The sequence below is a fragment of the Microbacterium sp. TS-1 genome (assembly GCF_000509385.1).
Lineage (GTDB): Bacteria > Actinomycetota > Actinomycetes > Actinomycetales > Microbacteriaceae > Microbacterium > Microbacterium arborescens.
The window spans coordinates 1-25,850 of the sequence record NZ_BASQ01000002.1; the positions used below are offsets into that span (position 1 = coordinate 1).

At 68.7% G+C, this 25,850-nt stretch carries 28 protein-coding genes; 8 read left to right on the top strand and 20 right to left on the bottom strand.

Annotated elements, in window-relative coordinates; translation table 11 throughout:
• Positions 1 to 245 precede the first annotated feature (245 nt).
• The 9 genes from MTS1_RS12600 to MTS1_RS12640 all read right to left on the bottom strand — a co-directional run bounded on the left by MTS1_RS12600 (position 246) and on the right by MTS1_RS12640 (position 7,428).
• A complete protein-coding gene (locus MTS1_RS12600; protein WP_023954580.1) occupies positions 246 to 1,025 on the bottom strand; it encodes an ABC transporter ATP-binding protein in 780 nt (259 codons plus the stop codon).
• A complete protein-coding gene (locus MTS1_RS12605) occupies positions 1,022 to 1,837 on the bottom strand; it encodes an ABC transporter ATP-binding protein (RefSeq protein ID WP_023954582.1) in 816 nt (271 codons plus the stop codon). The genes MTS1_RS12600 and MTS1_RS12605 overlap by 4 nt, the downstream gene beginning before the upstream one ends.
• On the bottom strand, positions 1,834 to 2,709 hold the full coding sequence (locus tag MTS1_RS12610) for an ABC transporter permease (protein WP_023954584.1): 876 nt from the start codon (positions 2,707 to 2,709) through the stop codon (positions 1,834 to 1,836). Before MTS1_RS12610 ends, MTS1_RS12605 begins: the two co-directional genes overlap by 4 nt.
• Positions 2,706 to 3,692, bottom strand: a complete 987-nt coding sequence (locus MTS1_RS12615) for an ABC transporter permease (protein ID WP_306460398.1) — start codon at positions 3,690 to 3,692, stop codon at positions 2,706 to 2,708. Before MTS1_RS12615 ends, MTS1_RS12610 begins: the two co-directional genes overlap by 4 nt.
• Positions 3,689 to 5,203: an ABC transporter substrate-binding protein gene (locus MTS1_RS12620; protein WP_023954586.1), complete on the bottom strand. Its 1,515-nt coding sequence runs from the start codon at positions 5,201 to 5,203 to the stop codon at positions 3,689 to 3,691. Before MTS1_RS12620 ends, MTS1_RS12615 begins: the two co-directional genes overlap by 4 nt.
• A 79-nt stretch (positions 5,204 to 5,282) precedes the next feature.
• Entirely contained in the window at positions 5,283 to 6,047 is a 765-nt protein-coding gene (locus MTS1_RS12625; protein ID WP_023954589.1) for a DUF1684 domain-containing protein, read from the bottom strand.
• A gap of 57 nt (positions 6,048 to 6,104) precedes the next feature.
• Positions 6,105 to 6,509, bottom strand: a complete 405-nt coding sequence (locus tag MTS1_RS12630; protein ID WP_023954591.1) for a hypothetical protein — start codon at positions 6,507 to 6,509, stop codon at positions 6,105 to 6,107.
• 9 nt (positions 6,510 to 6,518) lie between these two features.
• Positions 6,519 to 6,980, bottom strand: coding sequence for a DUF3817 domain-containing protein (locus tag MTS1_RS12635; protein ID WP_023954592.1), 462 nt, complete (start codon positions 6,978 to 6,980; stop codon positions 6,519 to 6,521).
• Between the two features lie 22 nt (positions 6,981 to 7,002).
• Positions 7,003 to 7,428, bottom strand: a complete 426-nt coding sequence (locus MTS1_RS12640) for a MarR family winged helix-turn-helix transcriptional regulator (RefSeq protein WP_081731878.1) — start codon at positions 7,426 to 7,428, stop codon at positions 7,003 to 7,005.
• 369 nt (positions 7,429 to 7,797) lie between these two features.
• On the opposite strand from MTS1_RS12640, the gene MTS1_RS12645 reads away from it, so the two are divergent.
• Both MTS1_RS12645 and MTS1_RS12650 read left to right on the top strand, forming a co-directional pair.
• Positions 7,798 to 8,226 carry a MarR family winged helix-turn-helix transcriptional regulator gene (locus MTS1_RS12645; protein ID WP_023954594.1) on the top strand — a complete coding sequence of 143 codons (429 nt, stop codon included), beginning with the start codon at positions 7,798 to 7,800 and terminating at the stop codon, positions 8,224 to 8,226.
• Positions 8,223 to 9,578: an MFS transporter gene (locus MTS1_RS12650; protein WP_023954595.1), complete on the top strand. Its 1,356-nt coding sequence runs from the start codon at positions 8,223 to 8,225 to the stop codon at positions 9,576 to 9,578. Before MTS1_RS12645 ends, MTS1_RS12650 begins: the two co-directional genes overlap by 4 nt.
• Before the next feature lie 106 nt (positions 9,579 to 9,684).
• Here MTS1_RS12650 and MTS1_RS12655 read toward each other — a convergent pair whose 3' ends face one another.
• Entirely contained in the window at positions 9,685 to 10,182 is a 498-nt protein-coding gene (locus tag MTS1_RS12655; protein ID WP_023954596.1) for a TetR/AcrR family transcriptional regulator, read from the bottom strand.
• Between the two features lie 94 nt (positions 10,183 to 10,276).
• Between MTS1_RS12655 and MTS1_RS12660 the strand changes: the two genes are divergently transcribed.
• On the top strand, positions 10,277 to 10,987 hold the full coding sequence (locus MTS1_RS12660) for an MBL fold metallo-hydrolase (RefSeq protein ID WP_023954597.1): 711 nt from the start codon (positions 10,277 to 10,279) through the stop codon (positions 10,985 to 10,987).
• Positions 10,988 to 11,021: 34 nt separating this feature from the next.
• On the opposite strand, the gene MTS1_RS12665 is transcribed toward MTS1_RS12660, so the two are convergent.
• From MTS1_RS12665 to nrdH, 6 genes are all read right to left on the bottom strand, one after another.
• Positions 11,022 to 11,399, bottom strand: coding sequence for a hypothetical protein (locus MTS1_RS12665; protein ID WP_137750438.1), 378 nt, complete (start codon positions 11,397 to 11,399; stop codon positions 11,022 to 11,024).
• Between the two features lie 136 nt (positions 11,400 to 11,535).
• On the bottom strand, positions 11,536 to 12,705 hold the full coding sequence (locus MTS1_RS12670) for an RtcB family protein (RefSeq protein WP_023954599.1): 1,170 nt from the start codon (positions 12,703 to 12,705) through the stop codon (positions 11,536 to 11,538).
• A 337-nt stretch (positions 12,706 to 13,042) separates the two neighbouring features.
• A complete protein-coding gene (gene nrdF, locus MTS1_RS12675) occupies positions 13,043 to 14,020 on the bottom strand; it encodes a class 1b ribonucleoside-diphosphate reductase subunit beta (RefSeq protein ID WP_023954600.1) in 978 nt (325 codons plus the stop codon).
• 35 nt (positions 14,021 to 14,055) lie between these two features.
• Entirely contained in the window at positions 14,056 to 16,224 is a 2,169-nt protein-coding gene (gene nrdE, locus MTS1_RS12680) for a class 1b ribonucleoside-diphosphate reductase subunit alpha (protein ID WP_023954601.1), read from the bottom strand.
• A complete protein-coding gene (gene nrdI / locus MTS1_RS12685) occupies positions 16,194 to 16,643 on the bottom strand; it encodes a class Ib ribonucleoside-diphosphate reductase assembly flavoprotein NrdI (RefSeq protein WP_023954602.1) in 450 nt (149 codons plus the stop codon). The genes nrdE and nrdI overlap by 31 nt, the downstream gene beginning before the upstream one ends.
• Before the next feature lie 3 nt (positions 16,644 to 16,646).
• Complete coding sequence (gene nrdH, locus MTS1_RS12690) at positions 16,647 to 16,880, bottom strand: glutaredoxin-like protein NrdH (RefSeq protein WP_023954603.1); 234 nt, start codon at positions 16,878 to 16,880, stop codon at positions 16,647 to 16,649.
• A 383-nt stretch (positions 16,881 to 17,263) separates the two neighbouring features.
• Between nrdH and MTS1_RS12695 the strand changes: the two genes are divergently transcribed.
• On the top strand, positions 17,264 to 18,469 hold the full coding sequence (locus MTS1_RS12695; RefSeq protein ID WP_023954604.1) for an MFS transporter: 1,206 nt from the start codon (positions 17,264 to 17,266) through the stop codon (positions 18,467 to 18,469).
• A 24-nt stretch (positions 18,470 to 18,493) separates the two neighbouring features.
• On the opposite strand, the gene MTS1_RS12700 is transcribed toward MTS1_RS12695, so the two are convergent.
• Positions 18,494 to 18,901 carry a hypothetical protein gene (locus tag MTS1_RS12700; protein ID WP_023954605.1) on the bottom strand — a complete coding sequence of 136 codons (408 nt, stop codon included), beginning with the start codon at positions 18,899 to 18,901 and terminating at the stop codon, positions 18,494 to 18,496.
• A gap of 80 nt (positions 18,902 to 18,981) precedes the next feature.
• Here MTS1_RS12700 and MTS1_RS12705 point away from each other — a divergent pair, with 80 nt between their 5' ends.
• Positions 18,982 to 20,151 (top strand): acyl-CoA dehydrogenase family protein, encoded by a 1,170-nt coding sequence (locus MTS1_RS12705; protein ID WP_023954606.1) that lies wholly within the window; start codon positions 18,982 to 18,984, stop codon positions 20,149 to 20,151.
• Between the two features lie 120 nt (positions 20,152 to 20,271).
• On the opposite strand, the gene MTS1_RS12710 is transcribed toward MTS1_RS12705, so the two are convergent.
• Positions 20,272 to 20,544, bottom strand: coding sequence for a metal-sensitive transcriptional regulator (locus MTS1_RS12710; protein WP_023954607.1), 273 nt, complete (start codon positions 20,542 to 20,544; stop codon positions 20,272 to 20,274).
• Positions 20,545 to 20,603: 59 nt separating this feature from the next.
• Here MTS1_RS12710 and MTS1_RS12715 point away from each other — a divergent pair, with 59 nt between their 5' ends.
• A complete protein-coding gene (locus tag MTS1_RS12715; protein WP_023954608.1) occupies positions 20,604 to 21,884 on the top strand; it encodes a DUF445 domain-containing protein in 1,281 nt (426 codons plus the stop codon).
• A gap of 4 nt (positions 21,885 to 21,888) precedes the next feature.
• Positions 21,889 to 22,362, top strand: a complete 474-nt coding sequence (locus tag MTS1_RS12720; protein WP_023954609.1) for a histidine phosphatase family protein — start codon at positions 21,889 to 21,891, stop codon at positions 22,360 to 22,362.
• Positions 22,363 to 22,383: 21 nt separating this feature from the next.
• Here MTS1_RS12720 and MTS1_RS12725 read toward each other — a convergent pair whose 3' ends face one another.
• Positions 22,384 to 22,860, bottom strand: coding sequence for a YbaK/EbsC family protein (locus MTS1_RS12725; RefSeq protein ID WP_023954610.1), 477 nt, complete (start codon positions 22,858 to 22,860; stop codon positions 22,384 to 22,386).
• 94 nt (positions 22,861 to 22,954) lie between these two features.
• On the opposite strand from MTS1_RS12725, the gene MTS1_RS12730 reads away from it, so the two are divergent.
• Complete coding sequence (locus tag MTS1_RS12730; RefSeq protein ID WP_023954611.1) at positions 22,955 to 24,025, top strand: Glu/Leu/Phe/Val dehydrogenase family protein; 1,071 nt, start codon at positions 22,955 to 22,957, stop codon at positions 24,023 to 24,025.
• Positions 24,026 to 24,173: 148 nt separating this feature from the next.
• Here the strand turns inward: MTS1_RS12730 and mgtE are convergent, their stop codons facing one another.
• Entirely contained in the window at positions 24,174 to 25,532 is a 1,359-nt protein-coding gene (gene mgtE / locus MTS1_RS12735; RefSeq protein WP_023954612.1) for a magnesium transporter, read from the bottom strand.
• Positions 25,533 to 25,850: the final 318 nt, after the last annotated feature.

The window sequence follows — 25,850 nt, forward strand, 5'->3', positions numbered from 1 at the left end:
TTGACCTGTTCATAACCAGAGCCGGAGACCGACTCGGTTGTGAGGTGTGGTGGGGACCCTGTGGCAGGTCTTGGACCTGCGACGCTCGGAAGCGTCTGTTTCGGGTTGTTCTCCGCTTGAGGGAGGCGGGACCTTCCGGCCCTCTCGCTCTTCCCTGTGGGGCGAACAAGTAATAAGTTACGCGGCTCCCGGCATCCTGGCAAAGCGGCGCGACATCCCGGGCGTGTCGCGGTCGCAGATCCCCGTCATTCCGCGGGAAGCCGGGGCACGGCGGCCACGAGCTGCGCGGTGTACTCGTCGCGGGGCGACGTGAGCAGCTGAGACGTCGGCCCCTCCTCCACGACGCGACCGGCGCGGAGCACCGTCATGCGCTCGCACAGCGCCGACACGATCGTCAGGTCGTGCGAGACCAGCAGCATGCCGATGCCCTGCTCCGCGGCGAGCCGCTGGAACAGCTCGATGACGTGCATGCGCACCGACGTGTCGAGAGCGCTCACCGGCTCGTCCGCCAGAAGCAGACGGGGGCGAGGCGCGAGGGCACGGGCGATCGCGATGCGTTGGCGCTGCCCACCCGAGAACGCGTCGGGGTAGCGGGACGCCGCGTCCACGTCGAGGTCGACGGCCGTGAGCAGCTCGCCGACCCGCGCGTCGATGCGACTCCGGTCGCGGGTGATACCGAGGGACCGCAGCGGTTCGGCGATGGACTGCCCCACCGTCATCCGCGGGTCGAGCGACGAGAACGGGTCCTGGTAGACCGGCTGCACGGCGCGGCGCAGCGACCGCATCTGCGCGCGCTCCCCGACGCGAAGCGGTGCGCCGTCGAAGAGAGCGCGACCCGATGTCGGTGCCGCCAGGCCCAGCAGCAGGCGGAGAACGGATGTCTTCCCCGCGCCCGACTCCCCCACGAGTCCGACCGTCTCGCCGGGCGCGAGCGAGAGCGAGACATCGTGGAGCACGGCCGCTCCGCGACCGTAGGCGAAGTCGACGTGCTCGAGCGCGAGTTTCGCGTGACCGTCGGCCGTCATCGGGTTCCCTTCGCCGGCAGGAAGTCGTCGAGAGCGCGCGAGGCGGCGACCAGCTGCGCGGTGTACTCGTGCCGGGGCGACCGGAGCAGCTGCGCCGTGTCGCCGAGCTCGACCTGACTTCCGTCACGCATGACGAGCACGCGGTCGGCGATCTGCGAGACGACCGGCAGATCGTGGCTGATGAACAGCAGCGTCATCCCCCGCTCCGTCACCTCACGCTGAAGCAGATCGAGGATGCCGGCCTGCACGGTGACGTCGAGCGCGGTCGTCGGCTCATCGGCGATGAGGATGCTCGGGCCCGCCGCCAGGGCGAGGGCGATCGCGACGCGCTGCCGCTGGCCCCCGGAGATCTCGTGGATGAACGACCGTGCGATGCGCTCCGGGTCGGGCAGCTGAACATCTGCCAGGGCATCGAGCACGCCGCGCCGCAGCGCGTCTCCGGCCAGCCCGCGGTGCTTCGCGAGCGGCCAGGCCAGCTGCTTGCCCACGCGCATGAGCGGATCGAGCGAGGCCAGCGGCTCTTGGAAGACCGCTGAGATCGTCCGGCCCCGCACCCGATCGAGGCGGCGCGACGGGGTTCCGACGACCTCCACCTCGCCCTCGGCGGTCGCGATCGTCGCCGATCCGAACGGCGTCAGCGGGTACGCGAGCAGGCCGAGCATCGCGAGGGCGGTCAGCGACTTGCCCGAGCCGGACTCGCCGATGATGCCCAGGCGTTCGCCGGGTTCGAGCGTCACGTCGACGCCGTGCACGAGCGTGCGGTCGTCACCCAGCCGCACGCCGAGACCGGATGCGGTCAGCGCGGCGGTCATCCGATGCTCCTCGTGGTCGGATCGGCGATGTCGCGCAGGCCGTCGGCCAGCAGGTTCGCGCCGATGATGAAGGCGACCAGCAGGACGCCGGGGAGGATCGCCGCGGTCGGGGCGACGAGCACGGTGCTCTGCGCCTCCTCCAGCATCCGGCCCCACGAGGCGTTCGGCGGCGGGGAGCCGAGCCCGAGGTACGACAGCGACGCCTCCGCACCGACCGCTCCGCCGAACTGGAGTGCCAGCGGCACGATGAGGGTGGGCCAGACATTGCGCAGCACGTGCCGGAACACGATGCCCAGCCTGCCCGTGCCCGAGGTGCGTGCAGCAGTGACGTAGTCCATCGCGAGGACGCGCGTCGCGGCGATGCGCGTGAGCCGGGCGATCACCGCCGAGCCGGCGAGGCCGATCGCGAGGATCGCCGAATCGACCGATGCCCCGCGCCAGGCGACGATCAGCATCGCCAGCAGCAGGGTCGGGAAGGCGATCGCGATGTCGAGCAGGCTCGTGAGGGCGTCGTCCACCCATCGGCGTGCGACGGCGGCGAGCAGGCCGAGACCGATACCGACGATCGCCGCGATCAACACCGATCCGAACCCGACGGTGAGGGCCAGCCGCGCTCCGATCATGAGCTGCGTGAACAGGTCGCGGCCGAGGCGGTCGGTGCCGGCCCAGTGCTCGGCGGACGGCGGTTGCAGCCGGCCGCCGCTGGTGTCGTCGAAGGTGAACGGGGTCCACAGCAGCGAGATCAGGCCGATCACCGCGATGGCGCCGAACAGGATGCCGCCGACGGCGAGGTTGATCGAGCGTCGGCGGCGGGGCCGGGTGGGCCGCGTCGCCGGGACGGTGCCCGTGTCGGGAAGGGTCGTTGCCGTCATGTCGCCGCCCTCGCTCTGCGATTGCCCGAGATCGTGTCGCGCAGTCGCGGGTCGATGATGCGCTGCACGATGTCTGCGGCGAAACCGAGCAGAAGAACGAGGGCGGTCGAGAAGAGCAGCACCCCCTGGACGCTCGGGAAGTCCTGCTCCTTGATGCCGACCAGCAGCATGTCGCCGAGACCGGGGAGCGCGAAGACCCGCTCGATGATGACCGCGCCGACGAAGGTCGTCGACAGCTGGATCGCGAGGATCGAGATCAACGGGACGACGGCGTTTCGCACGCCGTGACGCCAGATGGCCGTGGCGAAGCTCTGCCCCGTGGCCCGAGCCGCGCGCAGATACTGCTGGCCGAGCACGTCGAGCGTCGCGCTGCGGACGTAACGTGCGAGATCGCTGCCCGCCACGATCGCGATCGTGAGCACCGGAAGCGTGAGTGACACGAGCGCGGCCCCGGGGTCCTCCCAGTCGCGCCGCGGGAAGCCGCCCGCCGGCAGCAATCGCCAGTTCAGCGCGAACACCGCGACGAGCAGGATGCCGACCCAGAAGACGGGAATCGCGCCGCCGAGCTGCGACACGGCCGAGAAGGCGGTTCCGTACCAGGTGCGCGCCTTCCAGGCCGAGATGAACCCCACCGGCACCGCGATCAGCACCGACAGCGTGAACGCGATGAGGGTCAGGGGCAGCGTGACGTTGAGCCGGCGCAGGATCTCATCGCCGACGGGAAGGTTGTTGGTGAACGATCGCCCCAGGTCGAAGCTCGCGAGCTGGCCGAGATAGGCCAGGAACTGCTCCGGGATCGGCCGGTCGACGCCCAGCCGCGCGGCGGCGGCCGCGATCTCGGCATCCGTCGCCCCCACCGAGATGAGAGCGAAGACCGGGTTGCCGAGAACGCGCAGCACGACGAACAGGATCACCACCGCCAGCGCGAACGCCAGCAGCAGCAATCCTGTCCGTCGGATCAGATACCGGGTGATGGAGATCAGGCCTTCGTGATGTCGGAGACGTAGAACAGCGAGTTCAGTCCATTCTTGGGCACGCCCGACACGCCTTCGGCCGCGATGCGCAGCTGCGGGTTGAGGTAGAGCCAGACGCTGGCTGCGTCGTCCGAGATCTGCTGGTTCGCCTTCTTGATCAGTTCGGTCTGCTCATCGACGGATGCCGCGGCCTCCGAGTCGGCCAGCCAGGTCTGCACGTCGGCGTTGTCGTAGCCCCAGTAGAAGTCGGGGTTGCCGTAGAAGTTGATGTCGCGGTCGTTGACGTGGCCCTGCAGCGTCGCCTCGAAGTTCTTCTCGGTGTAGACCTTCTGGTACCACTCGTCGTCGGTGATGATGTTGATGTTCAACGTGATGCCGACCTTCGCCAGCTCCGACTTGAGGAACTCCGCGACCGTCGAGTGGACGCCCGAGTCGGGGGTGTCGACCGTGAACGTGAACCCGCCGGACTGACCGGCCTCGGCGAGCAGCTTCTCCGACAGCGCCGGGTCGTAGGGGTTGTTGTCGGCCAGATCGATGTACCAGGGCTCGGAGGGCGGCACCATCGATCCGATGAGTTCGCCGCGGCCGTCCCAGATCGCATCGAGCAGCTTCTCGCGGTCGATCGCGGAGTAGATCGCCTTGCGCACGCGCGCGTCGTTGAACGGAGCGATCCGGTCGTTGAACGCCAGCAGCTCCTTCGTCGTCGAGGTGCCCTCGATGATCTGGAAGCCGGCAGCCTCGAACTCCGCGATGCTGTCGGGGTTCGACTGGCTCGTGACGAGGTCGACCGCACCGGTCGTCAGGGCGTTGTTCAGGGCCGTCGGGTCGGCGTAGTACTGGTAGACGACCCCGCCGTTCTTCGGCGCGACGCCCCAGTAGGAGTCGTTGACGTCGAGGGTGATCGAGTCGCCCTTGCGATAGTCGCCGAGCTCGTAGGGCCCGGTGCCGTCGGCGGTGGCCGTCAGGTCGCCGGCATCCTCGTTGACGATCCAGACGTAGCCGAGGTTGTAGGTGAAGCTGATCGACGGCTGCGAGAGGGTCACCTCGACGGTCTTGTCGTCGACCGCCGTGACGGTGTCGATGACGCTCAACTGGCGCTTGCGCGCCGCGATCGACTCATCGCCGACGAACCGCTCCAGGCTGTACTTCACATCGGCGGCGGTCAGCTCCTTGCCCGAGTGGAAGGTGGCGTCCTCAAGGGTGAACGTGTAGACGAGACCGTCTGCCGACACGCTGGTCTCCGCGGCCAGCAGCGGCTCGACCTGGGCGTCGTCGGTGATCCGGAACAGACCCTCGTACACGTTGCCGGTGAAGACCTCGGTGACGCCCGACGAGCCGCCGAAGATCTGATCGAGGTTGGTCGGCTCGTTCTGCGATCCGACGACGATCTCGGCGTTTGGGTCGCTCGCGCCGGCCGAACCGGCCGGGTCTGCGGATCCGGAGCATCCGGCCAGGACGAGAAGACCGGCCGTCGCAGCCGCGGTGGCGGCGACGATCCGGGAGAAGCCGCGTGAAGTCACGGGTGTTCCTTTGCTGTGTGGAGGGGGCGGCGGAGCGAGGTGCGGGCGCTCCGCCGTTTCGGGTGTTGCAGGAAGGAGATCAGAGCGAGAAGTCGCCGGCGAACCGGACCTTCTTCTCACCGGCGCGAACCGGGAAGGGCAGACGGTTCTGCAGCGGCGGCAGGGGGCAGTTCATCTGGTTCGAGAAGCCGCACGGCGGGACGACGGCCCGGTTGAAGTCGACCGTGACGGGCGTGCTGTCACCGGGGGCCAGGTCGCCGGTCGCGCCCGGGTGGTCGAGGAAGAGGAACCGGCCGGCACCGTAGGACTCGGCGCCGTTGGTCTGGTCGCCGAAGACGAGGTGAAGCTTCGGACCGCCGTAGTTGGTGTCGAAAGCGGCGAGTCGGTACTCGGTGCCGTCGATCTCGAAGACCAGGTCGCCCGAGACCGGGAGGCCGCGCGTCGCGCCGCCGTCCTTGATGTGCTCGAAGGGGACCACCCGGTCTTCATCGACGAGCTCGAAGCGGCCCTCGATCACCCAGGCCGGGTCGTACTCCCAGCGCTCGATGTCTTCGAACGCTTCGTTCGCGGGCGAGTCCTGCCGCCAGATGCGGTAGCCCTCCTGCGGAAGACCGGTCTCGATGTCGGTTCGCTGCAGACGGGTGAGCAGCGCATCGACCGGATGCCCGGCGCGCGCAGTCTCGTCGTCGACGGCGGGCTCGCCCGGAGCCGACCAGTGCGTGAGCACGAGGGCGAGGGATCCCTGCGGGGCCGCGACCGACTCCCGGCGGAAGGCCGCCCAAGCTCGGTAGTCGGACTCAGCCGAGGAGACGGATGCTGCTGTGGATGCGGATGTACTCACCATGACAGGCAACCAAACGTGGGACCGCCACGAGAAATTCCGTGTCGGACTGTTGCGCCCTCAGCGGGACCGCCCGGGGATGTCGGTGCCGCCCGCCCACAGCGCCCACGCGACGAGCACGGGCTGGAGGAAGAGTCGGCCGAAGCGCCGCTCATCGGTGTCGAGTCCGGGAGCCGACGCACCGGTGCGCCACTGGTGCACGTTGCCCGGGAACACGGCGACGAAGAAGGCGGCGATCGCCGCGGCGATGCGACGGCGTTCGCGTGGTAGCGCGAGGAGCCCGGCGCCGAGCATCATCTCGACCGCACCGCTGGCCACGACGATCATGTCCTTATCGGTGCGCAGCAGCCGCGCCGCCCAGTCCGGGACCGCGATGCGATAGCCGCGTCGGAGGACGGTCAGATGCGCCGCTCCCGCCGCGATCAGCAGAGCGGCGAGGGCGAGGCGGGCAACGGTGCGCGGCATCCGATCACGTTACGCCCGTCCGGGCGGTCCGATCACCAACAGCACGACGTATGCGGCGATGATGCCGATCGCGAGGATCATCGCCAGCACCACGGGACGGCGGACGAACCATCGCAGGAACCGGTCGACCGCGCGCCGGTCGCGCGGGTCGTCGGTCGCCTCGGTCCGCCACTCCCCCTCGAGAAGGCCGCGCCGGCGCAGCACGATCTCGGTCGGCACGGTCGCATAGGGGACCACGGCGGCGCCGACGGCGCAGATCGTCGGGACGATCGACCACCGGTTGTTCCAGGCGACGAGCACGGCGGTCGCGCCATAGCAGAGGAAGACGAAGCCGTGGATGCCGCCGCCGATCGTCACGGCGACCGGCAGGTCGAGCGCTGTGCGGAGAATCAAGCCGAGGATCAGCAGCGTCCACGAGACGGCCTCGGCGATCGCGAGCGAACGGAATGCGGTCGACGGTGTTCGGAACACCCCCGAACCCTATCCAGCCGACCTAGACGATTCCTGCACGGATGCCGTCCATCGAGGCCGCCAGGCCCGGCATGTTGTCGCTCAGCGTGGCGTCGAGCTCGAGCAGCCGCTGGTGAGCCTGCTCCATGACCGCGATGCCCTTGGCCGTGATGCGCAGGTCGGACGCCGAGCCCGCGTGCGCCGTCGCATCGGCGACGAGCCCCTCGTCGACGAGGGTGCGGACGGCGGTGTGCGCGGATTGCACCGTGATGTGCGAGCGACGCGCGAGCTCCGAGAACGAGATACCCGGCTCCGAGCCGATGTGACCGAGCAGGCCGAACTTGCGGGTGGAGAGGCCGAGGTCGCGCAGGGCTGCGGAGAGCCGGCCTTCCCACGACGCCGAGACGGCGATGAGCGCGATGACCGGGCTGAAGCGCGGCTCGCGCGTGAGGGCAGGAGTTTCCGACACGGTCACGATTGTAGGAGGCGGGGGCTCACTCGTGCGGGTGATAGCCGCCAGAAAAGCTGTGTCGCATCCCTAACGCGCCGCGCGCCGTTCGTCAAGGACCGAGCGTCGACGCGAGCGGATGTTCATGATGAGTTCCACGGAAGAAGCGGGGAGGTCACCATGATCACGAACGAAGAGCAGGACGAGCAACACACCGACATCCGCGGCGAGAAGCCGTTCGGTCAATGGCTCGGACTGATCAACGGCGGCCGCTGACGCCACGCGAAAGCCCCCGGCATCCTCTCTCGCGAGGAGGATGCCGGGGGCTTCGTCATTCTCGGGAGCGCGACGTTTTACATAGCTAGCCTATGCATGTTGTATAGTGAAGCTATGCAGTTGCCCGACTCCCCTATCCGCCTGATGTCGGCGTCGAGCCGGTTCAACCGGGCTGTGGCCCGCCGAGTCGAGACGTCCGCCGCCGCAGGAACCTGGCGTGCGCTCGCCGCCCTCGACGATCTCGGCCCCACACGGGTCAGCGACCTCGCCGAGTGGCAGCGCGTGAGCCAGCCGACCATGACGACGCTGGTTCGCCGGATGGAAGCGGAGGGCCTCGTGGATCGTGCACCCGACCCCGAGGACGGCCGGGCCTCGCTCGTGTCGATCACCGACGAGGGGCGGCGCCAGTTCGAGGCGTTCCGCTCGCAAGCGCTGGAGGTGACCGCGCCGGCGTGGTCGCGGCTCAGCGACGCCGACCGGTCGGCTCTCGCGCGCGCGGCCGAGGTTCTCGCCGCGCTGCTCGAGGAGCCGGAACTGCAATGACCCCGACAGACTCCGACGAGAGGAAGGTGCGCGTGACGAGCGCGACGAAAACAGAACGGTCCGCGACCGGCGATCAGACGAAGGCGACAGCCGAGACCGCGAAGGCGTCGATCTGGCGCCAACCCGTCGCGGTATGGGCGATCGCCTTCGCCTGCACGGTGTCGTTCATGGGCATCGGCCTGGTCGATCCGATCCTCCCGGCGATCAGCCGCGAGCTGGATGCGACGCCGTCCGAGACGATGCTCCTGTTCACCAGCTACCTCTTCATCACCGGCATCGTCATGCTCTTCGCCAGCTGGGTGTCGTCGAGACTCGGCGTGAAGAAGACCCTGCTGCTGGGGCTCGCCCTCATCGTCGTCTTCGCTGCGGCCGCAGGCCTGTCCGGTGGCGTGGTCGAGATCATCGGATTCCGCGCCGGTTGGGGAATCGGCAACGCGCTCTTCATCGCGACGGCGCTGGCCGCCATCGTCGGAGCCGCCAGCGGCGGAAGCCGTCAGGCGATCGTGCTGTACGAGGCATCCCTCGGCATCGGCCTCGCGGTCGGACCGCTCCTCGGCGGCGCGCTCGGCGAGCTGTCGTGGCGCGGCCCCTTCTTCGGGACCGCCGCGCTCATGGCCATCGCGCTCCTCGCGATCCTCGTCGTGTTCCGCTCCCCCGCACCCGCTGCCGGGGCCGCAGCGCCGGCGAAGGTGTCGCTTCTCGCGTCGTTCCGTGCGCTGCGCAACCCGGCCCTGCTGACCCTGTCACTGACGGCGTTCTTCTACAACGTCGCGTTCTTCGTGCTTCTGGCCTACAGCCCGTACCCGATCGAGTCCGCCGCGGCGCAGGCCGGGATGACGTTCGGAGCGCACGAGCTCGGCCTCGTCTTCTTCGGCTGGGGACTCGCCGTGGCGCTCACCTCGGTGCTCGCAGCTCCCCTGCTGACCCGCCGGCTGGGCCTGCGCCCCGTGCTCTTCACGATGCTCGGGCTGCTGGCCGTCGCCGAAGCCGTCCTCGCGATCGGCATCGACAGCGCCACCGTGCTCATCGTCACTGTCATCGTCGCCGGCCTGTTCCTCGGCGTGCTCAACACAGCGCTGACCGAGGCCGTCATGGAGGCCACCGACCTGCCCCGGAACGTCGCGAGCGGCACCTACTCGGGCGTGCGCTTCATCGGTGGCGCGATCGCTCCCGCCGTGGCAGGCCCCCTCGCCGCCGCGATCACCCCGAGTGCGCCGTACTGGCTCGGTGTCGCCGCGCTCGTCGTCGCGATCGCGATCCTCGCCGCCGCAGGCCGTACGCTGCGCCACCTCGGCCGCCCGCACGAGACCGCGATCGCCGAGGCCGCCGACATCGGCCAGGGCGACGCCTGACCGGAGGACATCTGCATGTCGGAGGGCGGGCTCCTGAAAGCCACCCTCCGACATGCTTTTCTCCGCGTGGACGGAAGCGCAGGGCGCACGCACAGCCCGGGGCGCGTCAGCCGCGCAGCGAGCCGACCAGGTGCGCGACGCCGTAGGCGTAGGCCTCGTCGAGATCCCCGCCGAGTCGGAACGCGCCGGCGAGCTCCATCGTGACAAAGCCCGTCGCCCACGCGGTCAGCAACCGCGCGGCATCGAGGGCGTGGCCGGCACCGACCGCGGCGGTCGTGGCTCGAAGAACCGGCGCGCTCGTCGCCGCGAGCTTGTCGGGATCGACGGTGCTCGTGAAGAGCAGGCGGAACGCCTCGGGGCGCTCACGCCCGAAGCGCCGGAAGGCGCCGAGCATCTCTTCGAGACTGCCGGATGCCGCGTCGAGACGTTTCGTCAGGTCGTCCGCAGCCGCGCCACCGACGAGAGCCAGAAGGGCTTCACGGTCACGCACGCGTTTGTAGAGCGACGGCGCCTTCACCCCGACCGCTTGAGCCACCGCCTGCATAGTCACTGCAGAGATACCTCCGCTTTCGAGCAGCGCCGTTGCCGCGTCGATGATGCTCACGAGCGTTGTTCGTTCCGGTGTCGGCATCGCCCCTCCCAAAGCTACGGTCATAAGCTATCATGGCTACACACATTAGCCATGACCCGAGGACATCATGCAACTCACTCCTTCACTCCATCGGATCGGCAACGACATCGTCGCCGCTTACCTCATCGTCACGGCCGAAGGCATCACCGTCGTCGACGCCGGCCTGCCCGGCTTTCATCGCGACCTGCGACGAGAGCTGGCCGGCATCGGGCGCACCCTCGACGACATCCGCGGTGTGGTCCTCACTCACGGCGACAGCGACCACGTCGGCTTCGCGGAACGGCTGCGGCGCGAGCAGGGCGTTCCCGTCTACGTCCACGCTGCGGATGCCGCTCGCGCGCGCGGCGGCGAGAAGCCCAAGACCCCGCTCGGTCCCGTCCGTCTCGGTCCCCTTCTGCAATTCGCCGCCTACGGCGCGCGAAAGGGGATGCGGCCGCACTGGCTGACCGCCGTCGAGGAGGTCTCCGGCGGGGACGTCCTGCCGCTGCCCGGCGAACCTCGCGTCATCGACATGCCGGGCCACTCCCCGGGCAGTGTCGCCGTGTACTCCCCCGCCGCCGCAGCCATCTTCGTGGGCGACGCGCTGACCACTCGGCACGTGCTGACCGGGCGCTCCGGCCCCGGCCCGGCGCCCTTCACCGATGACCCCGCCGAGGCGATCGCCTCGCTCGACCGCATTGCAGCCCTGCCCGCCGCGTGGGTGCTGCCGGGACACGGACCGGCGTTCCACGGCTCGCCGGCCGAGGCTGTCGCCGCGGTTCGGGCAGCCAGCTCGTAGGAGAGGCGCGCTGATCGAGCCAGCAGCGGAGCTCTCACCCCATGCCCGACATCCGGTCCCACTCGATCGACCGGAACTGCAGGTACGCACACAGATCGCTCGCGACGCGCAGTTCGGCCGCGAAGCCGGCCAGCCGCTGCGGACTGACCGTCAGGTCTTCATCCCTCCCCGTGAGCGTGATCACCCACTCAGCCCGGTCGGGTCCCGCAGGTTGCATATAGACCTCTGCCGGCGTCCCGAACGGAACCATGATCACAAGACCGGTGTCTTTGCCGAGAGACTCGTCTTGGATGGCGACCTTGAACGACGACGACGTCCGCGGCCCGGTCGCGAGATAGTCGGCCAGCCATTGCTCGAGGAGAGCCTTCGAGCGCACGGGGTATCCGGGCCGGTGGCGGGTCTCGGAGTTCATGTCGTCAGCGTAAGCGACGGTGTGGGCGCCGGCGTTCCCGGAGGGCGACGCCTGGCCCCCGGGCATCCGCGTGTCGGAGGGCGGGCTCCGGGAAGCCACCCTCCGACACGCTTTTCTCCTCCGATGGGGATGCGGGTCAATCGCCTTTCACGTTGACCAGCTGACGCAGCGTGTGCCGCACCTCGACGAGGTCGGCCGCATCCGCCATGACGCGATCGATCGGCTTGTAGGCCTGCGGGATCTCGTCGATGAAGGCATCCGTGTCGCGGAACTCGATGCCCACCATGGCCTCACGCAGCTGGTCGTGCGTGAAGGTTCGGCGCGCGGCCGACCGCGAGTACTCCCGCCCTGCCCCGTGCGGCGACGAGTTCAGTGACAGCGGGTTGCCGAGCCCCGAGACGACGTACGACGCCGTGCCCATGGATCCCGGGATGAGGCCGGGCCGGCCGGCATCCGCCTGAATCGCGCCCTTGCGCGACACCCACACCTGCTTGCCGAAGTGCTTCTCGCTCTCGGTGAAGTTGTGGTGGCAGTTGATGCGCTCGAGCTCGTCGACGTCGGCGCCCATCGTCTCGGACAGCTGACGGGCGACGCGGTCCATCATCTCCTCGCGGTTCAGGAGCGCGAAGTGCTGCGCCCACCGGAGCTCGCGGATGTAGCGCCGGAACTCCTCCGTGCCCTCGACGAGGTACGCCAGGTCGGGATCGGGCAGGTCGATCCACCACTGCTTCGCGAGCCGCTGAGCGACGCCGATGTGGTGCGTCGCGATTCTGTTGCCCACTCCTCGCGAGCCGGAATGCAGGAACATCCACACCGCGTCGGTCTCGTCGACCGACACCTCGATGAAGTGGTTGCCCGAGCCGAGCGACCCGAGCTGGTTGCGCCAGTGCCCGGCGTAGCGCGCGGGGTCGAACTCGTGCTTCTCGGCGAGCTCCTCCAGCTCGGCGATGCGCGGCTCGGCGGTCGCGACGACCTTGCGGTTGTCGCGACCGGCCGACAGCGGAATCGCCCGCTCGATCTGCTCGCGCAGCGTCCCCAGGTCGCGGCCGAGCAGCTGCGACTTCGTGAACTGCGTGCGGACGGCGATCATGCCGCACCCGATGTCGACGCCGACGGCAGCCGGCATGATCGCCCCGAGCGTCGGGATGACCGACCCGACGGTCGCCCCCTTGCCGAGGTGCGCATCGGGCATGAGCGCCAGATGCGGGTGGATGAACGGCATGCCAGACGCGGTGCGAGCCTGATCGAGGGTCTTCTCGTCGATGATGCTCGCCCATGACAGCAGCCTGTTCGAGAGCTTCTCCATGGTTCCTTTCCTTGTGATGACGGTCCGGGAACGGGCGCATGGAGAGGAACACACGAACGCCCCGGACCTGTGCGGTGCGGGGCGTGCTGACAGTGGCGGGTCAGACGTCTCGCACCGGAGGGTACGACTCATTGCGGAGCTGGAACTGGTCCAGGTCCGCTGCGATCAGGCGCTCGTTGCGCATGGTCATGTCGTTCCTCCGGTGATGCCGTGCCTCGTGGCGCAGCCTCGCAACCCTATGCGTGGGCATGGCGCGGCGTCAACGAAAAAGTGGCGCGTGCGCCGGGAACCGCCGGAGCGATCCCGTCACACGCGCCACTTTCGTGCGCGAGTCAGCTTAGAAGTCCCAGTCCTCGTCTTCGGTGGCCTCGGCCTTGCCGATGACGTACGACGAGCCCGACCCCGAGAAGAAGTCGTGGTTCTCGTCGGCGTTCGGCGACAGGGCCGACAGGATCGCCGGGTTCACGTTGGTGACCGTGGCGGGGAACATCGCTTCGAAGCCGAGGTTCATCAGCGCCTTGTTGGCGTTGTAGTGCAGGAACTTCTTGACGTCCTCGGTCAGGCCGACGGCGTCGTAGAGGTCCTGCGTGTACTGCACCTCGTTGTCGTAGAGCTCGTAGAGCAGCGAGAACGTGTAGTCCTTGATCTCGTCGCGCTCGGCCTGCGAGAGCTGCTCGTAGCCCTTCTGGAACTTGTAGCCGATGTAGTAGCCGTGCACGGCCTCGTCACGGATGATGAGGCGGATGATGTCGGCGGTGTTCGTCAGCTTCGCCTTCGCCGACCAGTGCAGCGGCAGGTAGAACCCCGAGTAGAAGAGGAACGACTCGAGCAGGGTCGAGGCGACCTTGCGCTTGAGTGGCTCGTCGCCCCGGTAGTAGTCCATGACGATCGAGGCCTTCTTCTGAAGGTTCGGGTTCTCGACCGACCAGCGGAACGCGTCGTCGATCTCGGGCGTCGAGGCGAGCGTCGAGAAGATCGACGAGTAGCTCTTCGCGTGCACCGACTCCATGAACGCGATGTTCGTGTAGACGGCCTCCTCGTGCGGGGTGATCGCATCGGGGATGAGCGAGACGGCGCCGACGGTGCCCTGGATCGTGTCGAGGAGCGTCAGCCCCGTGAACACGCGCATGGTGAGCGTCTGCTCGTCGGGCGTCAGCGTGTTCCACGACTGGATGTCGTTCGACAGCGGCACCTTCTCGGGCAGCCAGAAGTTGTTCACCAGACGGTTCCAGACCTCGAGGTCCTTGTCGTCCTGGATGCGGTTCCAGTTGATCGCCTGCACGTGGTCGACGAGCTTGAGCGGTTCGGGAGTCATTTCGCTTCAGTTCCTGGTTCGGGTTCCGGCATCCGTCACAGCATGCAGCTGACGCACTCGGACATGTCGGTGCCCTCGAGCGCCATCTGCCGCAGGCGGATGTAGTAGATCGTCTTGATGCCCTTGCGCCAGGCGTAGATCTGGGCCTTGTTGATGTCGCGCGTGGTCGCGGTGTCCTTGAAGAACAGCGTGAGCGACAGACCCTGGTCGACGTGCTGGGTCGCGGCGGCGTAGGTGTCGATGACCTTCTCGTAGCCGATCTCGTACGCGTCCTCGTAGTACTCGAGGTTGTCGTTCGTCATGAACGGCGCCGGGTAGTAGACGCGGCCGAGCTTGCCTTCCTTGCGGATCTCGATCTTCGACGCGATCGGGTGGATCGACGACGTCGAGTTGTTGATGTACGAGATCGAGCCGGTCGGGGGCACCGCCTGCAGGTTCTGGTTGTAGATGCCGTGCTGCTGGATGGATGCCTTCAGCTCGCGCCAGTCGTCCTGCGTCGGGATGTGGATGCCGTCGAACAGACCCTTCACCTTGTCGGTCTGGGGCGCCCACTCCTGCTCGATGTACTTGTCGAAGAACTCGCCCGACGCGTAGGTCGAGTCGGGGAAGCCCTCGAAGTACGTGCCGCGCTCGATCGCGATCTTGTTCGAGGCCCGCAGCGCGTGGAACAGCACCGTGTAGAAGTAGATGTTCGTGAAGTCCAGGCCCTCTTCGGAGCCGTAGTGGACGTGCTCGCGCGCCAGGTAGCCGTGCAGGTTCATCTGTCCGAGCCCGATCGCGTGCGAACGGTCGTTGCCGTCCTCGATCGAGCGGACCGAGGCGATGTGGCTCTGGTCACTGACCGCGGTGAGGGCACGGATGCTGGTCTCGACGGTCTGGGCGAGGTCCTTGCCGTCCATCGCGAGCGCGATGTTCATCGACCCCAGGTTGCAGGAGATGTCCTTGCCGATCTGGGCGTACGAGAGGTCTTCGTTGTACGTCGTCGGGGTGTTGACCTGGAGGATCTCCGAGCACAGGTTCGACATGTTGATCCGGCCCTTGATCGGGTTGGCCTTGTTCACCGTGTCCTCGAACATGATGTACGGGTAGCCCGACTCGAACTGGATCTCGGCGAGGGTCTGGAAGAACTCGCGCGCGTTGATCTTCGTCTTCTTGATGCGCGCGTCGTCGACCATCTCGCGGTACTTCTCGGTGACCGAGATGTCGCCGAACGGAACGCCGTAGACCTTCTCGACGTCGTAGGGCGAGAACAGGTACATGTCCTCGCCGTTCTTGGCGAGCTCGAAGGTGATGTCGGGGATGACGACACCCAGCGACAGCGTCTTGATGCGGATCTTCTCGTCGGCGTTCTCGCGCTTGGTGTCGAGGAACTTCAGGATGTCGGGGTGGTGCGCCGAGAGGTACACCGCGCCGGCGCCCTGACGCGCGCCGAGCTGGTTGGCGTAGCTGAAGCTGTCTTCGAGCAGCTTCATGACGGGGATGATGCCCGACGACTGGTTCTCGATCTGCTTGATCGGAGCACCGGCCTCGCGGATGTTCGACAGCAGCAGAGCCACGCCGCCGCCGCGCTTCGAGAGCTGCAGGGCGGAGTTGATGCCGCGGGCGATCGACTCCATGTTGTCTTCGATGCGGAGCAGGAAGCACGACACGAGCTCGCCGCGCTGCGCCTTGCCGGTGTTGAGGAACGTCGGGGTGGCGGGCTGGAAACGACCCGAGATGATCTCGTCGACGAGCTGCATCGCGAGGTTCTCGTCACCGTCGGCGAGACCGAGGGCGGTCATCACGACGCGGTCCTCGAAGCGCTCGAGGTAACGCTTGCCGTCGAAGGTCTTCAGCGTGTAGCTCGTGTAGTACTTGAACGCGCCGAGGAAGGTCTCGAAGCGGAACTTCTTGCCGTAGGCGAAGTCGTTGAGCTTCTGGATGAACTCGAGCGAGTACTTCTCGATGACCTTGGGCTCGTAGTACTCCTTCTCGACGAGGTAGTCGAGACGCTCCTTGAGGGAGTGGAAGAAGACCGTGTTCTGGTTGACGTGCTGGAGGAAGTACTCCCGCGCCGCGCGCTTGTCGGCGTCGAACTGGATCTTGCCGTCCGCGCCGTAGAGGTTGAGCATCGCGTTGAGGGCGTGGTAGTCGAGCCCGTCGAAGCGCGCGTCGACCTTGAAGCCGTTATCGGTCAAGGCTGTTTCCAGTGCTGATTCCACCATCGTTCCAATCCTGCGCTCACGCGCTCGACGTCTTCGGGCGTGCCGAACAGTTCCACCTTGTCCAAGTGCGGCACGGAGCACTTGCGGCTGATGATGTCGCCGGCGAGGCAGTACGACTCGCCGAAATTCGTGTTGCCGGTGGAGATGACTCCACGAAGCAGGGTGCGGTTGCGCACATCGTTCAAGAAGCGAACGACCTGCTTGGGCACCGCACCCTTCTCCTCACCGCGCCCCTGTCCCCCGCCGTAGGTAGGGGTGACGAGCACAAAGGGCTCGGTCATGACGAGGGGCGTCGGTGAGGAGTGAAGGGGGATGCGGAGCGCCGGCAGTCCGAGCTTGTCGATGAATCGCGCGGTGTTGCCGGAGACGCTCGAGAAGTACACGAGCAGAGGCGCCCGCGTCGCGACCGCCGTGCTCATGGCTCAGGCGAAGCGAGCGGCCAGCTCGTCGATCTTGTCGGGACGGAAGCCCGACCAGTGGTCCTCGTCGGTGATGACGACGGGGGCCTGCAGGTAGCCGAGCGACTTGACGCGCTCGAGTGCCGCCGGGTCCTCGGAGAGGTCGAGGACGTCGTATTCGATGCCCTTGGAGTCCAGCGCACGGTACGTCGCGTTGCACTGCACGCAGGAGGGCTTGGTGTAGACCGTGATCGCCATGTCGAGTGTGGTTTCCCTTCGCTTCTTACGCATCTCCGGCTGAGAACCCGCCGGGACCTCAATACTACATATGGGTGCCGACATCGGGGGGCACCACAAGGGGTAGTAGTTACAAGTCTGTAGTTTTGCACCGCTCTCCCCAGGTACAACACATCTTGTCCACCGTTTCATCCACAGATCGCGAGATCGGTCGAAGCCCGGTTCGACGCGTGATTCCGCGCTTCCTCGAGGTGCTCGCGCAGTCTGTCCACAGGTCGGACGGTAGACCGACCCACCGACATCCGATTCGGACCGATCTCGTCGCTTCGGCGTGTCGCGGGCGTGTCGCGGCGATGCTCGACCGAACGTCGCCGAGGAGCCCCCGGAATCGCTACCGTTGAGGGGTGGCGGGATACGGAGAACTGCTGCGCACACCGGGTGTCGCGCGCATCATCGCCGCACAGTTGACCGCGCGCTTTCCGAGCGGGATGACGAGCCTCGCCATCCTGCTCCACATCGAGCACGTGACCGGTTCCTACGGGTCCGCCGGTCTGGTCCTGGCGGCCACCTCAGTCGGACAGGCGATCGCCGGCCCGGTGACGAGTCGATGGATGGGCGTCTGGGGCATGCGGCGCGTGCTGACGCTGACGCTCGCCGTCTGCGCGGCGGCGATCGGCCTGCTCGCGGTGCTCGACGTCCCGCTGTGGGTCTACATGACACTCGGCCTCATCGCGGGCCTGTCGACCCCGCCGGTGCAGTCGGCCGTGCGCACGATCTACCCCAAGATGGTCACCTCGCGGCAGCTCACACCGCTCTTCTCGCTCGACGCGTCGCTGCAGGAGATCATCTGGATCATCGCGCCGGTGCTCATCACCTTCGTGGCGCTGCAGGCCGGTACCGTGCCGGGGCTGCTGCTCGTCGTCGTCATCCTCATCGGCGGCGGTGCGTGGTTCATCTCCTCCCCCGAGCTCGGCCGCGTCCGCATCCCGCGCAGCCGGCGCAGCCTGGGCCGTGTGCTGCTGAAGCCGCCGGTCATGCTCGCGACCGCGACCGGGTTCCTCCTCATCGGCGCGTGCTCCGCGGTCGAAGCGGGCGTCGTCGCCTCGTTCGGTCACGGCGGACTCGAGTCCGGCATCGTGCTCGCGGTGTTCGCCGTCGGCAGCCTGGCGGGCGGCCTGTCGTTCGGTCACATCCCGATCGGGCGCTGGGCCATGGCTCGCCGCTTCCTCATCGTCACCGTCGGGCTCGCGGCGACGATCTTCTCGCTCAACGCGTGGTGGCTCGGCGGCTCGCTCCTGGTCGCGGGCATCGGTATCGCGCCGGCGCTGGCGGTCATGTTCGCCATCACCTCGGCGAGCGTGAAGTTCAGCGAGACGGCGGAGGCCTACGGCTGGATCGGTACCGGCCAGCTCATCGGAGCGGCCGCGGGTTCGGCCATCGCGGGATTCCTCATCGACGGTGTCGGCCCCCAGGGCGCCTACGTCGCCGCGACGCTGTTCGCGGCGGCCGGCCTCATCGTCGCCGCGACGTGCGTGCAGTGGTTCCCCGATCTCCGCGGGCGCGACTCGTCACCGATACCCGACACCGAGCCCGTCCACACGATCACGTGAGGCTGGTTCTGCGGTACCGACCGCTCAGTCGTTGACGCGTCGCAGCATCGCGAGCACCGCTGCCGCGTAGGCGTCCTCGGGCTGCGGATGCTCGAACGCCAGCTCCTCGCCGGCGAACTCGATCTCCACACGGTGGGTGTCGGCGAGCCGGCGCAGGCTCCGGAATCCGCCGCGCAGCATCTCTCGCAGCTGGTCCTCGCGAGGAAGCCACAGCGCCTCGTCGAGCGCGACGGAGTCGAGCGCCCATTCGGTCGTGCCGTTGAACGCGAGGATCGTGCCGGTCGGATACCGACGCGGTTCGACCGTCATCTCGCTGACGGTGAAGATGTCGGCCTCGAACTCCGGCTCGTTAAGCTGAAAACGGTCTCCGGATGCCGGGTGCCAGACGAGCCCGGCCTCGCGCAGGGCGAGCGCGGCGTCGGTCGAGATCATGTCCCCATCCTGCACCAGGACATCGGGTGCACGGCGGGCCCCGCCGGACACACCACCCGCTGCGCGGGGGCGGGAGCAGAATGGATGCCGTGAGCGACTTCGACTCGGCCCGATACCTGCCCGACGACCTCCTCGACCGGATCCGCGGGCGCGCCGCGGGCGTCGATGCCGACAACGTCTTCCCCGAAGACGACCTCGCCGAGCTACGGGAGGCGGGCTACCTCGGCATCCTCGTTCCGGAAGAGCTCGGCGGCGCGGGCCTGTCGCTCGCGCAGGCATCCGTTCTGCAGCAGCGACTCGCCGGTGCTGCACCCGCGACAGCCCTCGCGATCAACATGCACCTCGTGTGGACCGGTGTCGCCAAGGTGCTGTCCGACCGCGGTGACGACGCCCTGCGCTTCGTGCAGGAGGGCGCCGCAGCGGGCGAGGTGTTCGCGTTCGGAATCAGCGAGGCGGGCAACGACCTCGTCCTGTTCGGCAGCGACACCGTCGCCGAGCCTCAGCCGGATGGCGGATACGCCTTCACGGGCACGAAGATCTTCACCTCGCTCGCACCGGTGTGGGACCGCCTCGGACTCCACGGCCTCGACACCACGAGCGAGGACGCACCGAAGCTGGTGTTCGCCTTCGTCGACCGCACCGACGCGGTGCGCACGCGCGACGATTGGGACACCGTCGGCATGCGCGGAACCCAGTCGCGCACGACAGAGCTGCACGGCGCGGTCGCATCGCCCGGCCGTATCGTGCGCCGCCTCTCCCCCGGCCCGAACCCTGACCCGCTCGTGTTCGGGATCTTCTCAGTCTTCGAGCTGCTGCTCGCGTCGGTGTACACCGGCATCGCCCGGCGCGCCCTCGACCTCGCTGTCGTGGCCGCGACGTCGCGCACGTCGAAGAAGACGGGGATGGCGTACAGCCAGGATCCCGACATCCGCTGGCGCATCGCCGACATGGCGCTGACGTACGACGGGATGCTGCCGCAGCTCGAGGCGATCGCGCGCGATATCGATGAACGGGCCGATCACGGCGGCCTGTGGTTCGCGAAGCTCAGCGGCCTGAAGCACCGCGCGGTCACGGCGGCGAAGGCCGTCGTCGACGAGGCGATGCTCGTGGCGGGCGGTTCGTCGTACTTCTCCCGCTCCGAGCTCGGCCGCCTCTACCGCGACGTCATCGCGGGGATGTTCCACCCCTCCGACCCGGAGTCCGCCCACAGCACCGTCGCCACCGCCTGGCTCGGCCCCCTGACCCCCTGACCTCCTGACCCTCTGCCCGCGCGGTACCTCCGTGCCGGTCGAGTCGCCACGAAACGCGGATGCCGGGGCCCCCGGATCCGCACTTCCTGGCGACTCGACGGGGTCGGGGGAGGGGTCCGATCAGCGGGTCTCTAGGTCGTAGGCCTTGAGCAGCTCGGCGACGGCCTGCTCGCGGTCCGCGCCGCCGTTCTCGAACATGTGCGTCACGTGGGTGCGGAGGTGGTTCTCGATGAGGAGCTTGTCGAGCGACGCGAGGGCCTTCTGGATGGCCCGTGACTGGGCGATGATGTCCATGCAGTAGTCCTCGTTCTCGATCATCCGGGCCAGCCCGCGGACCTGTCCTTCGAGGATGCTCGTGCGGCGCAGGGCTCGCTTCTGGATGTCGTCGATCACGCGGTCAGGATACGCCGTGACCGGCCCCGCCCGGCGAACCACCGTGGGAGGATGACCGGATGGCACGCACGCCGACCTCCCTGCTCTCCCCCGCCGACCAGGCTCGACGCCAGGGCCTGCGGCGGATGAAGGCCGTCGCCCTCGGTGCGCTGATCTTCATGGCGATCGTCTTCGCGATCTCGTTCCCCCTGCAGCAGACCGTCCCCGCGTTCGGATACGTCCGCGCCGCCGCGGAGGGCGGCATGGTCGGAGCTCTCGCCGACTGGTTCGCGGTCACCGCGCTGTTCCGGCATCCGCTCGGCCTGCCCATTCCGCACACCGCGATCATCCCGAGACGCAAGGACGAGATCGGCCGCACCCTGGGTGAGTTCGTCGAGACGAACTTCCTCGAAGCCGGCGTCATCCGCGGCAAGCTCGAGTCGATGGGCATCGCGACGCGGCTCGGCGCGTGGCTGCGGCGCCCCGAGAACGCCGAGCGCGTGTCGGCCGAGGCGTCGGCTGCGGCATCCGGCATCCTGACAGCACTGAGCGACGACGAGGTGCAGGACCTCCTCGAAGACCTGGCGCGCGAGCACCTGCTGGCGCCCTCGTGGGGCCCATCGATCGGCGGGTGGCTCGAGCGTGTCGTCGGCGCCGGGGCCCACCACGGTGCGGTCGACCTCGCGATCGACAACATCGAGACCTGGCTCGTCGCCAATCGCTCGGTGTTCACCGGGCTCGTCTCCCGCCGCCTGCCGTCGTGGCTGCCGTCGGTGGCGACACGGCTCGTCGACGACACGGTCTACCGCGAGGCGCTGACGTTCGTCGCAGCCGTGCGCAGCGATCCCGAGCACCCGGCGCGGAAGGCGATCGACGGCTACCTCGCTCGTCTCGCCGGCGATCTGCAGGGCGAGACCGACACGGCGGCGCGGCTCGAGGCGGCCAAGGCGGCGGTCTTCGACAGTCCCCGTGTCCGTGCCCTGGCCGCCGAGGCGTGGGGCACGGCGAAGGCCGGTCTCGTCCGTTCACTCGGTGACGCCGAGAGCCCGCTCCGCCGCCGCATCGCGGCCGCGCTCACCGAGGTCGGCGAACGTCTGTCGACCGATCCGGCGCTGCAGCAGCGCATCGACGCCCGCGTCATCGACGCCGCCGCGACGCTCGTTGCCCGCCATCGCGCCGACATCGCCTCGGTGATCACCGAGACGGTCGAGCGCTGGGATGCCCAGGAGACGACCGAGAAGATCGAGCTCATGGTCGGCCGCGATCTGCAGTACATCCGGCTCAACGGCACGATCGTGGGATCGCTCGCCGGACTCGTCATCTTCACGATCGCGCATGCGGTCTTCGGCGCGGGAGGATGATTCCATGACGACGCTCATCCTCGTGCGACATGCCAAGAGCGACTGGGGCTCGCCCGCCCTCGATGACCACGACCGTCCGCTGAACGAGCGCGGCATGCGCGACGCCCCCGCGATGGCCGAGCGCCTGGCGGCCACCGGTGTCACCGTCGAGCGCATCCTCGCGTCGACGGCGCTTCGTGCTCGCACGACGGCCGCAGCCTTCGGCACCGCACTCGGGCTCGAACCCGACCTGCGCGACGAGCTCTACGGCGCTTCGGCACGCGCGCTCCTCGACGCGGCGAGCGGCAGCGGTGCTCGCTCGGTGCTCGTGGTCGCGCACGACCCGGGGATGACGGTGCTCGCCGAACGCTTGTCGAACGGCGGCATCGGCGGAATGCCGACGTGCGCGGTGGCCACCTTCATGTGGCGGACCGACGACTGGGATGTCGCGACCGCGACCGATCCCGACGAGTGGAGCTTCGACAGCCCGAAGGGCTGAGTCCGCGCCGCAGGCTACGGCTCAGACGACGGCGACGACCGTGCCGCCGGTCAGACGCACCAGGTCGTCGAAGGTCAGCGGGAAGACGGTGTGCGGGGTGCCGCCGGCCGCCCAGATCTCGTCGTACTGCGCGAGGTCTTCGTCGATGAGCGTCGTGAGGGGCGCGGGGTGTCCCGTCGGCGCGACCCCGCCGATCGCCTGGCCCGTCGCGGCACGCACCTGTTCGACGCTCGCGCGCGTGATCGCGCTGCGTCCCGTGCGCTCGGCGAGGGCGGCGGTGTCGACGCGGTGCGCGCCGCTGGTCATGACCAGCAGCGGCTCACCGTCCGACCAGAAGACCAGGCTGTTGGCGATCGCCCCCACCTCGACGCCGAGCGCTGCAGCGGCGAGGGCGGCGGTGGATGCGGCATCCGGCAGCACGACGATGTCGCCGGGGATGCCGGCCGCGCGCAGGGACTCGTGGACGATACGGCTTCGCGAAGGCAGATCGGTGGTCACGCTGACACTCTAGAAGAGGCACAATGGGCGGGGTGCCGCAATGCCGCGGCACGGAGAGCACGAGCCCACAAGGCTCCGCCGAAAGAGGATCGCGATGACCCACGCCCTGCCCCTGCCCGATTTCACGCACGAGCGCGTGGAGGTGATCACGGGGCGGCGCAGCGGCCTGTTCATCGCCGCCGCGTTGCACTCCTCGGTGCTCGGCCCCGCCCTGGGCGGCGCCCGGGTGTGGACCTACCCGCACTGGAGCGATGCCCTCGGCGACGCCCTGCGCCTGTCGGCGGCGATGACGCTGAAGAACGCGGCCGCGGGTCTGGATGCCGGTGGCGGCAAGGCTGTGATCGGACTACCTCCGGGGACCGTGCTCGACGCCGAGCGTCGACGGGCGGCATTCCTCGATCTCGGTGACGCCGTCGAGTCGCTGGGCGGCCTGTACCGCACGGCCGAGGATGTCGGCTCGACCACCGACGACATGCTGACCGTCAGCGAGCGCACGGCGCACGTCGTGGGGCTCCCCGACCGTGTGGGCGGCTCGGGCGAGCCCGCAGGCCCCACGAGCATCGGCGTGCACGCGTCGCTGCTCGCGACGCTCGAGCGCGCGACCGGTTCTCGCGAGGTCGCCGGACGCCGGGTCACGATCGCCGGGCTCGGACAGGTGGGCAGCCGGCTTGCCGTGCAGCTCGCCGCCGAGGGCGCGGAGCTCACCGTGACCGATGTGAACCCGGCCAAGCGCGAGCTCGCGACGAGCCTGGGCGCCACCTGGATCGAGCCCGCCGAGGCCCACCTCGCCTCGGCCGACGTGTTCGTGCCCGCCGGCATCGGCGGCGTGCTGACCGACGAGGTGATCGATGCCCTCGATGCGCGGGCGGTGTGCGGACCGGCGAACAACCCGCTGGCGCACCGTTCCGGCGCCGACCGGCTGGCCGCCCGCGGCATCCTGTACGCCCCCGACTTCGTCGTGAACGCCGGCGGCGTCATCTACCTCGACCTCGCCGCCAAGCAGCGCGACCGCAGCGAGATCGCGACGCGTGTCGAGGGCATCGGCGATGTCCTGCGGCGCATCTTCGACGAGGCCGACGCGCGCGGTGTCACCCCGCTCGCCGCCGCGGAGTCGCTGGCCGCCGAACGCCTCGCCGCCGGAGCCGCCCGCGACGCCCTGGTCTGACCCCGGTCAGGTCCGCTGCCCGCTCGCTTCCGCGCGGACGCGGATGCAAGGGATCGTGGCCGACACGCCGGCGGAGCGGCATCCGCACCGGCGCGCCGCGCCCGATCCTTTGCATCCCGGCACCATCATCCACGGCGCAGGCGGGGGCTCAGATCTGCAGGATGGCGCGCGCGATCAGGAAGTACAGGATCAGGCCGCTGGCGTCGACGAAGGTCGTGATGAACGGGTTCGAGAAGACAGCGGGGTCCACCCGGATGGCCCGTGCGAGAAGCGGCATGACTCCCCCGACCGTCGCGGCCATCGTGCACACCGCGATCAGGGTCGCCCCGATGACGAGTCCGATGCGCGGCTCGTACACGAGCGACGTGACCGCGAACCCGACGAGCCCCAGGATGCTGCCGAGGAAGAATCCCACCCGCACCTCGCGGCTCAGCACCCGCACGACATCGCGGGGTCGCACATCCCCCAGCGCGAGCGCACGCGTGACCGTCGTCGCCGCCTGGTTGCCGGTGTTACCGCCGGTTCCGATGAGCAGCGGGACGAACAGCGCGAGCACCGTGATCTGGGCGAGCGTCGCCTCGAACGCCGACAGCACCTGCACGGTCAGGGTCGCTCCGACAGCCAGCACCAGCAGCCAGACGACGCGTGACCGCACGATCTGCAGGATCGGCGTCGAGAGGTAGGGCCGGCGCAGCGGCTCGGCGCCGCCCTGGCGCGCGGCATCCTCGCTCTCCTCGTGCTCCAGGATGCGGGCGGCGTCGTCGACCGTCAGGATGCCGACGAGCCGCTCCTCACTGTCGACGATGGGCAGCGCGAGCAGGCCCCGCTCGGTGCAGCGACGCGCGGCGGTCTCGGCGTCGTCGTCCACGCTCGCGGTCTGCGCGCTCTGCATGATGTCGCGCACGTCGGCGTCGGGGTCGGCGGCGAGCAGGTCGCGCAGGCTGACGACCCCGGCGACGCGACGACCCGCGTCGACGACGGGGAGCGTGTACACCGTCTCGGCGTCGTGCAGACGCGCCCGCACCCGGTCGAGCGCGCCCGCGACCGTGCTGCCGATCGGAACCGACACGAACTCCGGGCTCATGCGGCGCCCGATCGAGCCGCGACGGTAGCCGAGCACGGCGGCGGTCATCTCGCGCTCGTGAGCGGGAAGCCCGCGCATCAGCCGGGATGCGAGCGAGGCCGGCAGCTCGTCGACGAGCCAGGCGCGGTCGTCGGGGTCGAGGTCGCCGAAGATGTGCGCCACCTCGGCGTCGCGCAGGTCTCCGATGAGCTCCCCCTGCATGTTCGGCGAGAGCGCTTCGAAGACCTGCAGCGCGTGGTCCTTCGGCAGCAGCCGGTAGGCGACGGCGCGGCGACGACCGTCGAGTCGCTCGAGCACCTCGGCGAGACGCTCGGGCTCGACGTCGGCGAGAGCGGCCGCGGCCGACGGCAGATCACCGCGCGACAGGGGCGCGGCGATGCCGTCGACGACGATGGTCAGTTCGTTGATCTGCTCCGGAGTCATGGGAGCCCTCCTCATGTGGACGCGCGCACATCCGTGGCATCGTCACGAAGACGACGGCACGGAGAACATCGCGAAGCCTGCTGGCGCGTCGCACCGCGGCTCGTCCGCTCAGAAGTCGATTCGGTCGACGAGCGGGCCGGCAGCGGGCTCGGCGCTGATGATCTCGCGATGGCAACTATCACCGCTCATTGAGCACCTCACCTCGCTTCCTTTTTCTCGCAGGTCGATGACGGGCAGATGAGGATCTGCCGTCGATCACGGGCCGGGCGGCGGCACATCGGATGCCGCGGTCCGAACCCCGCCGACCATGCTACGCCT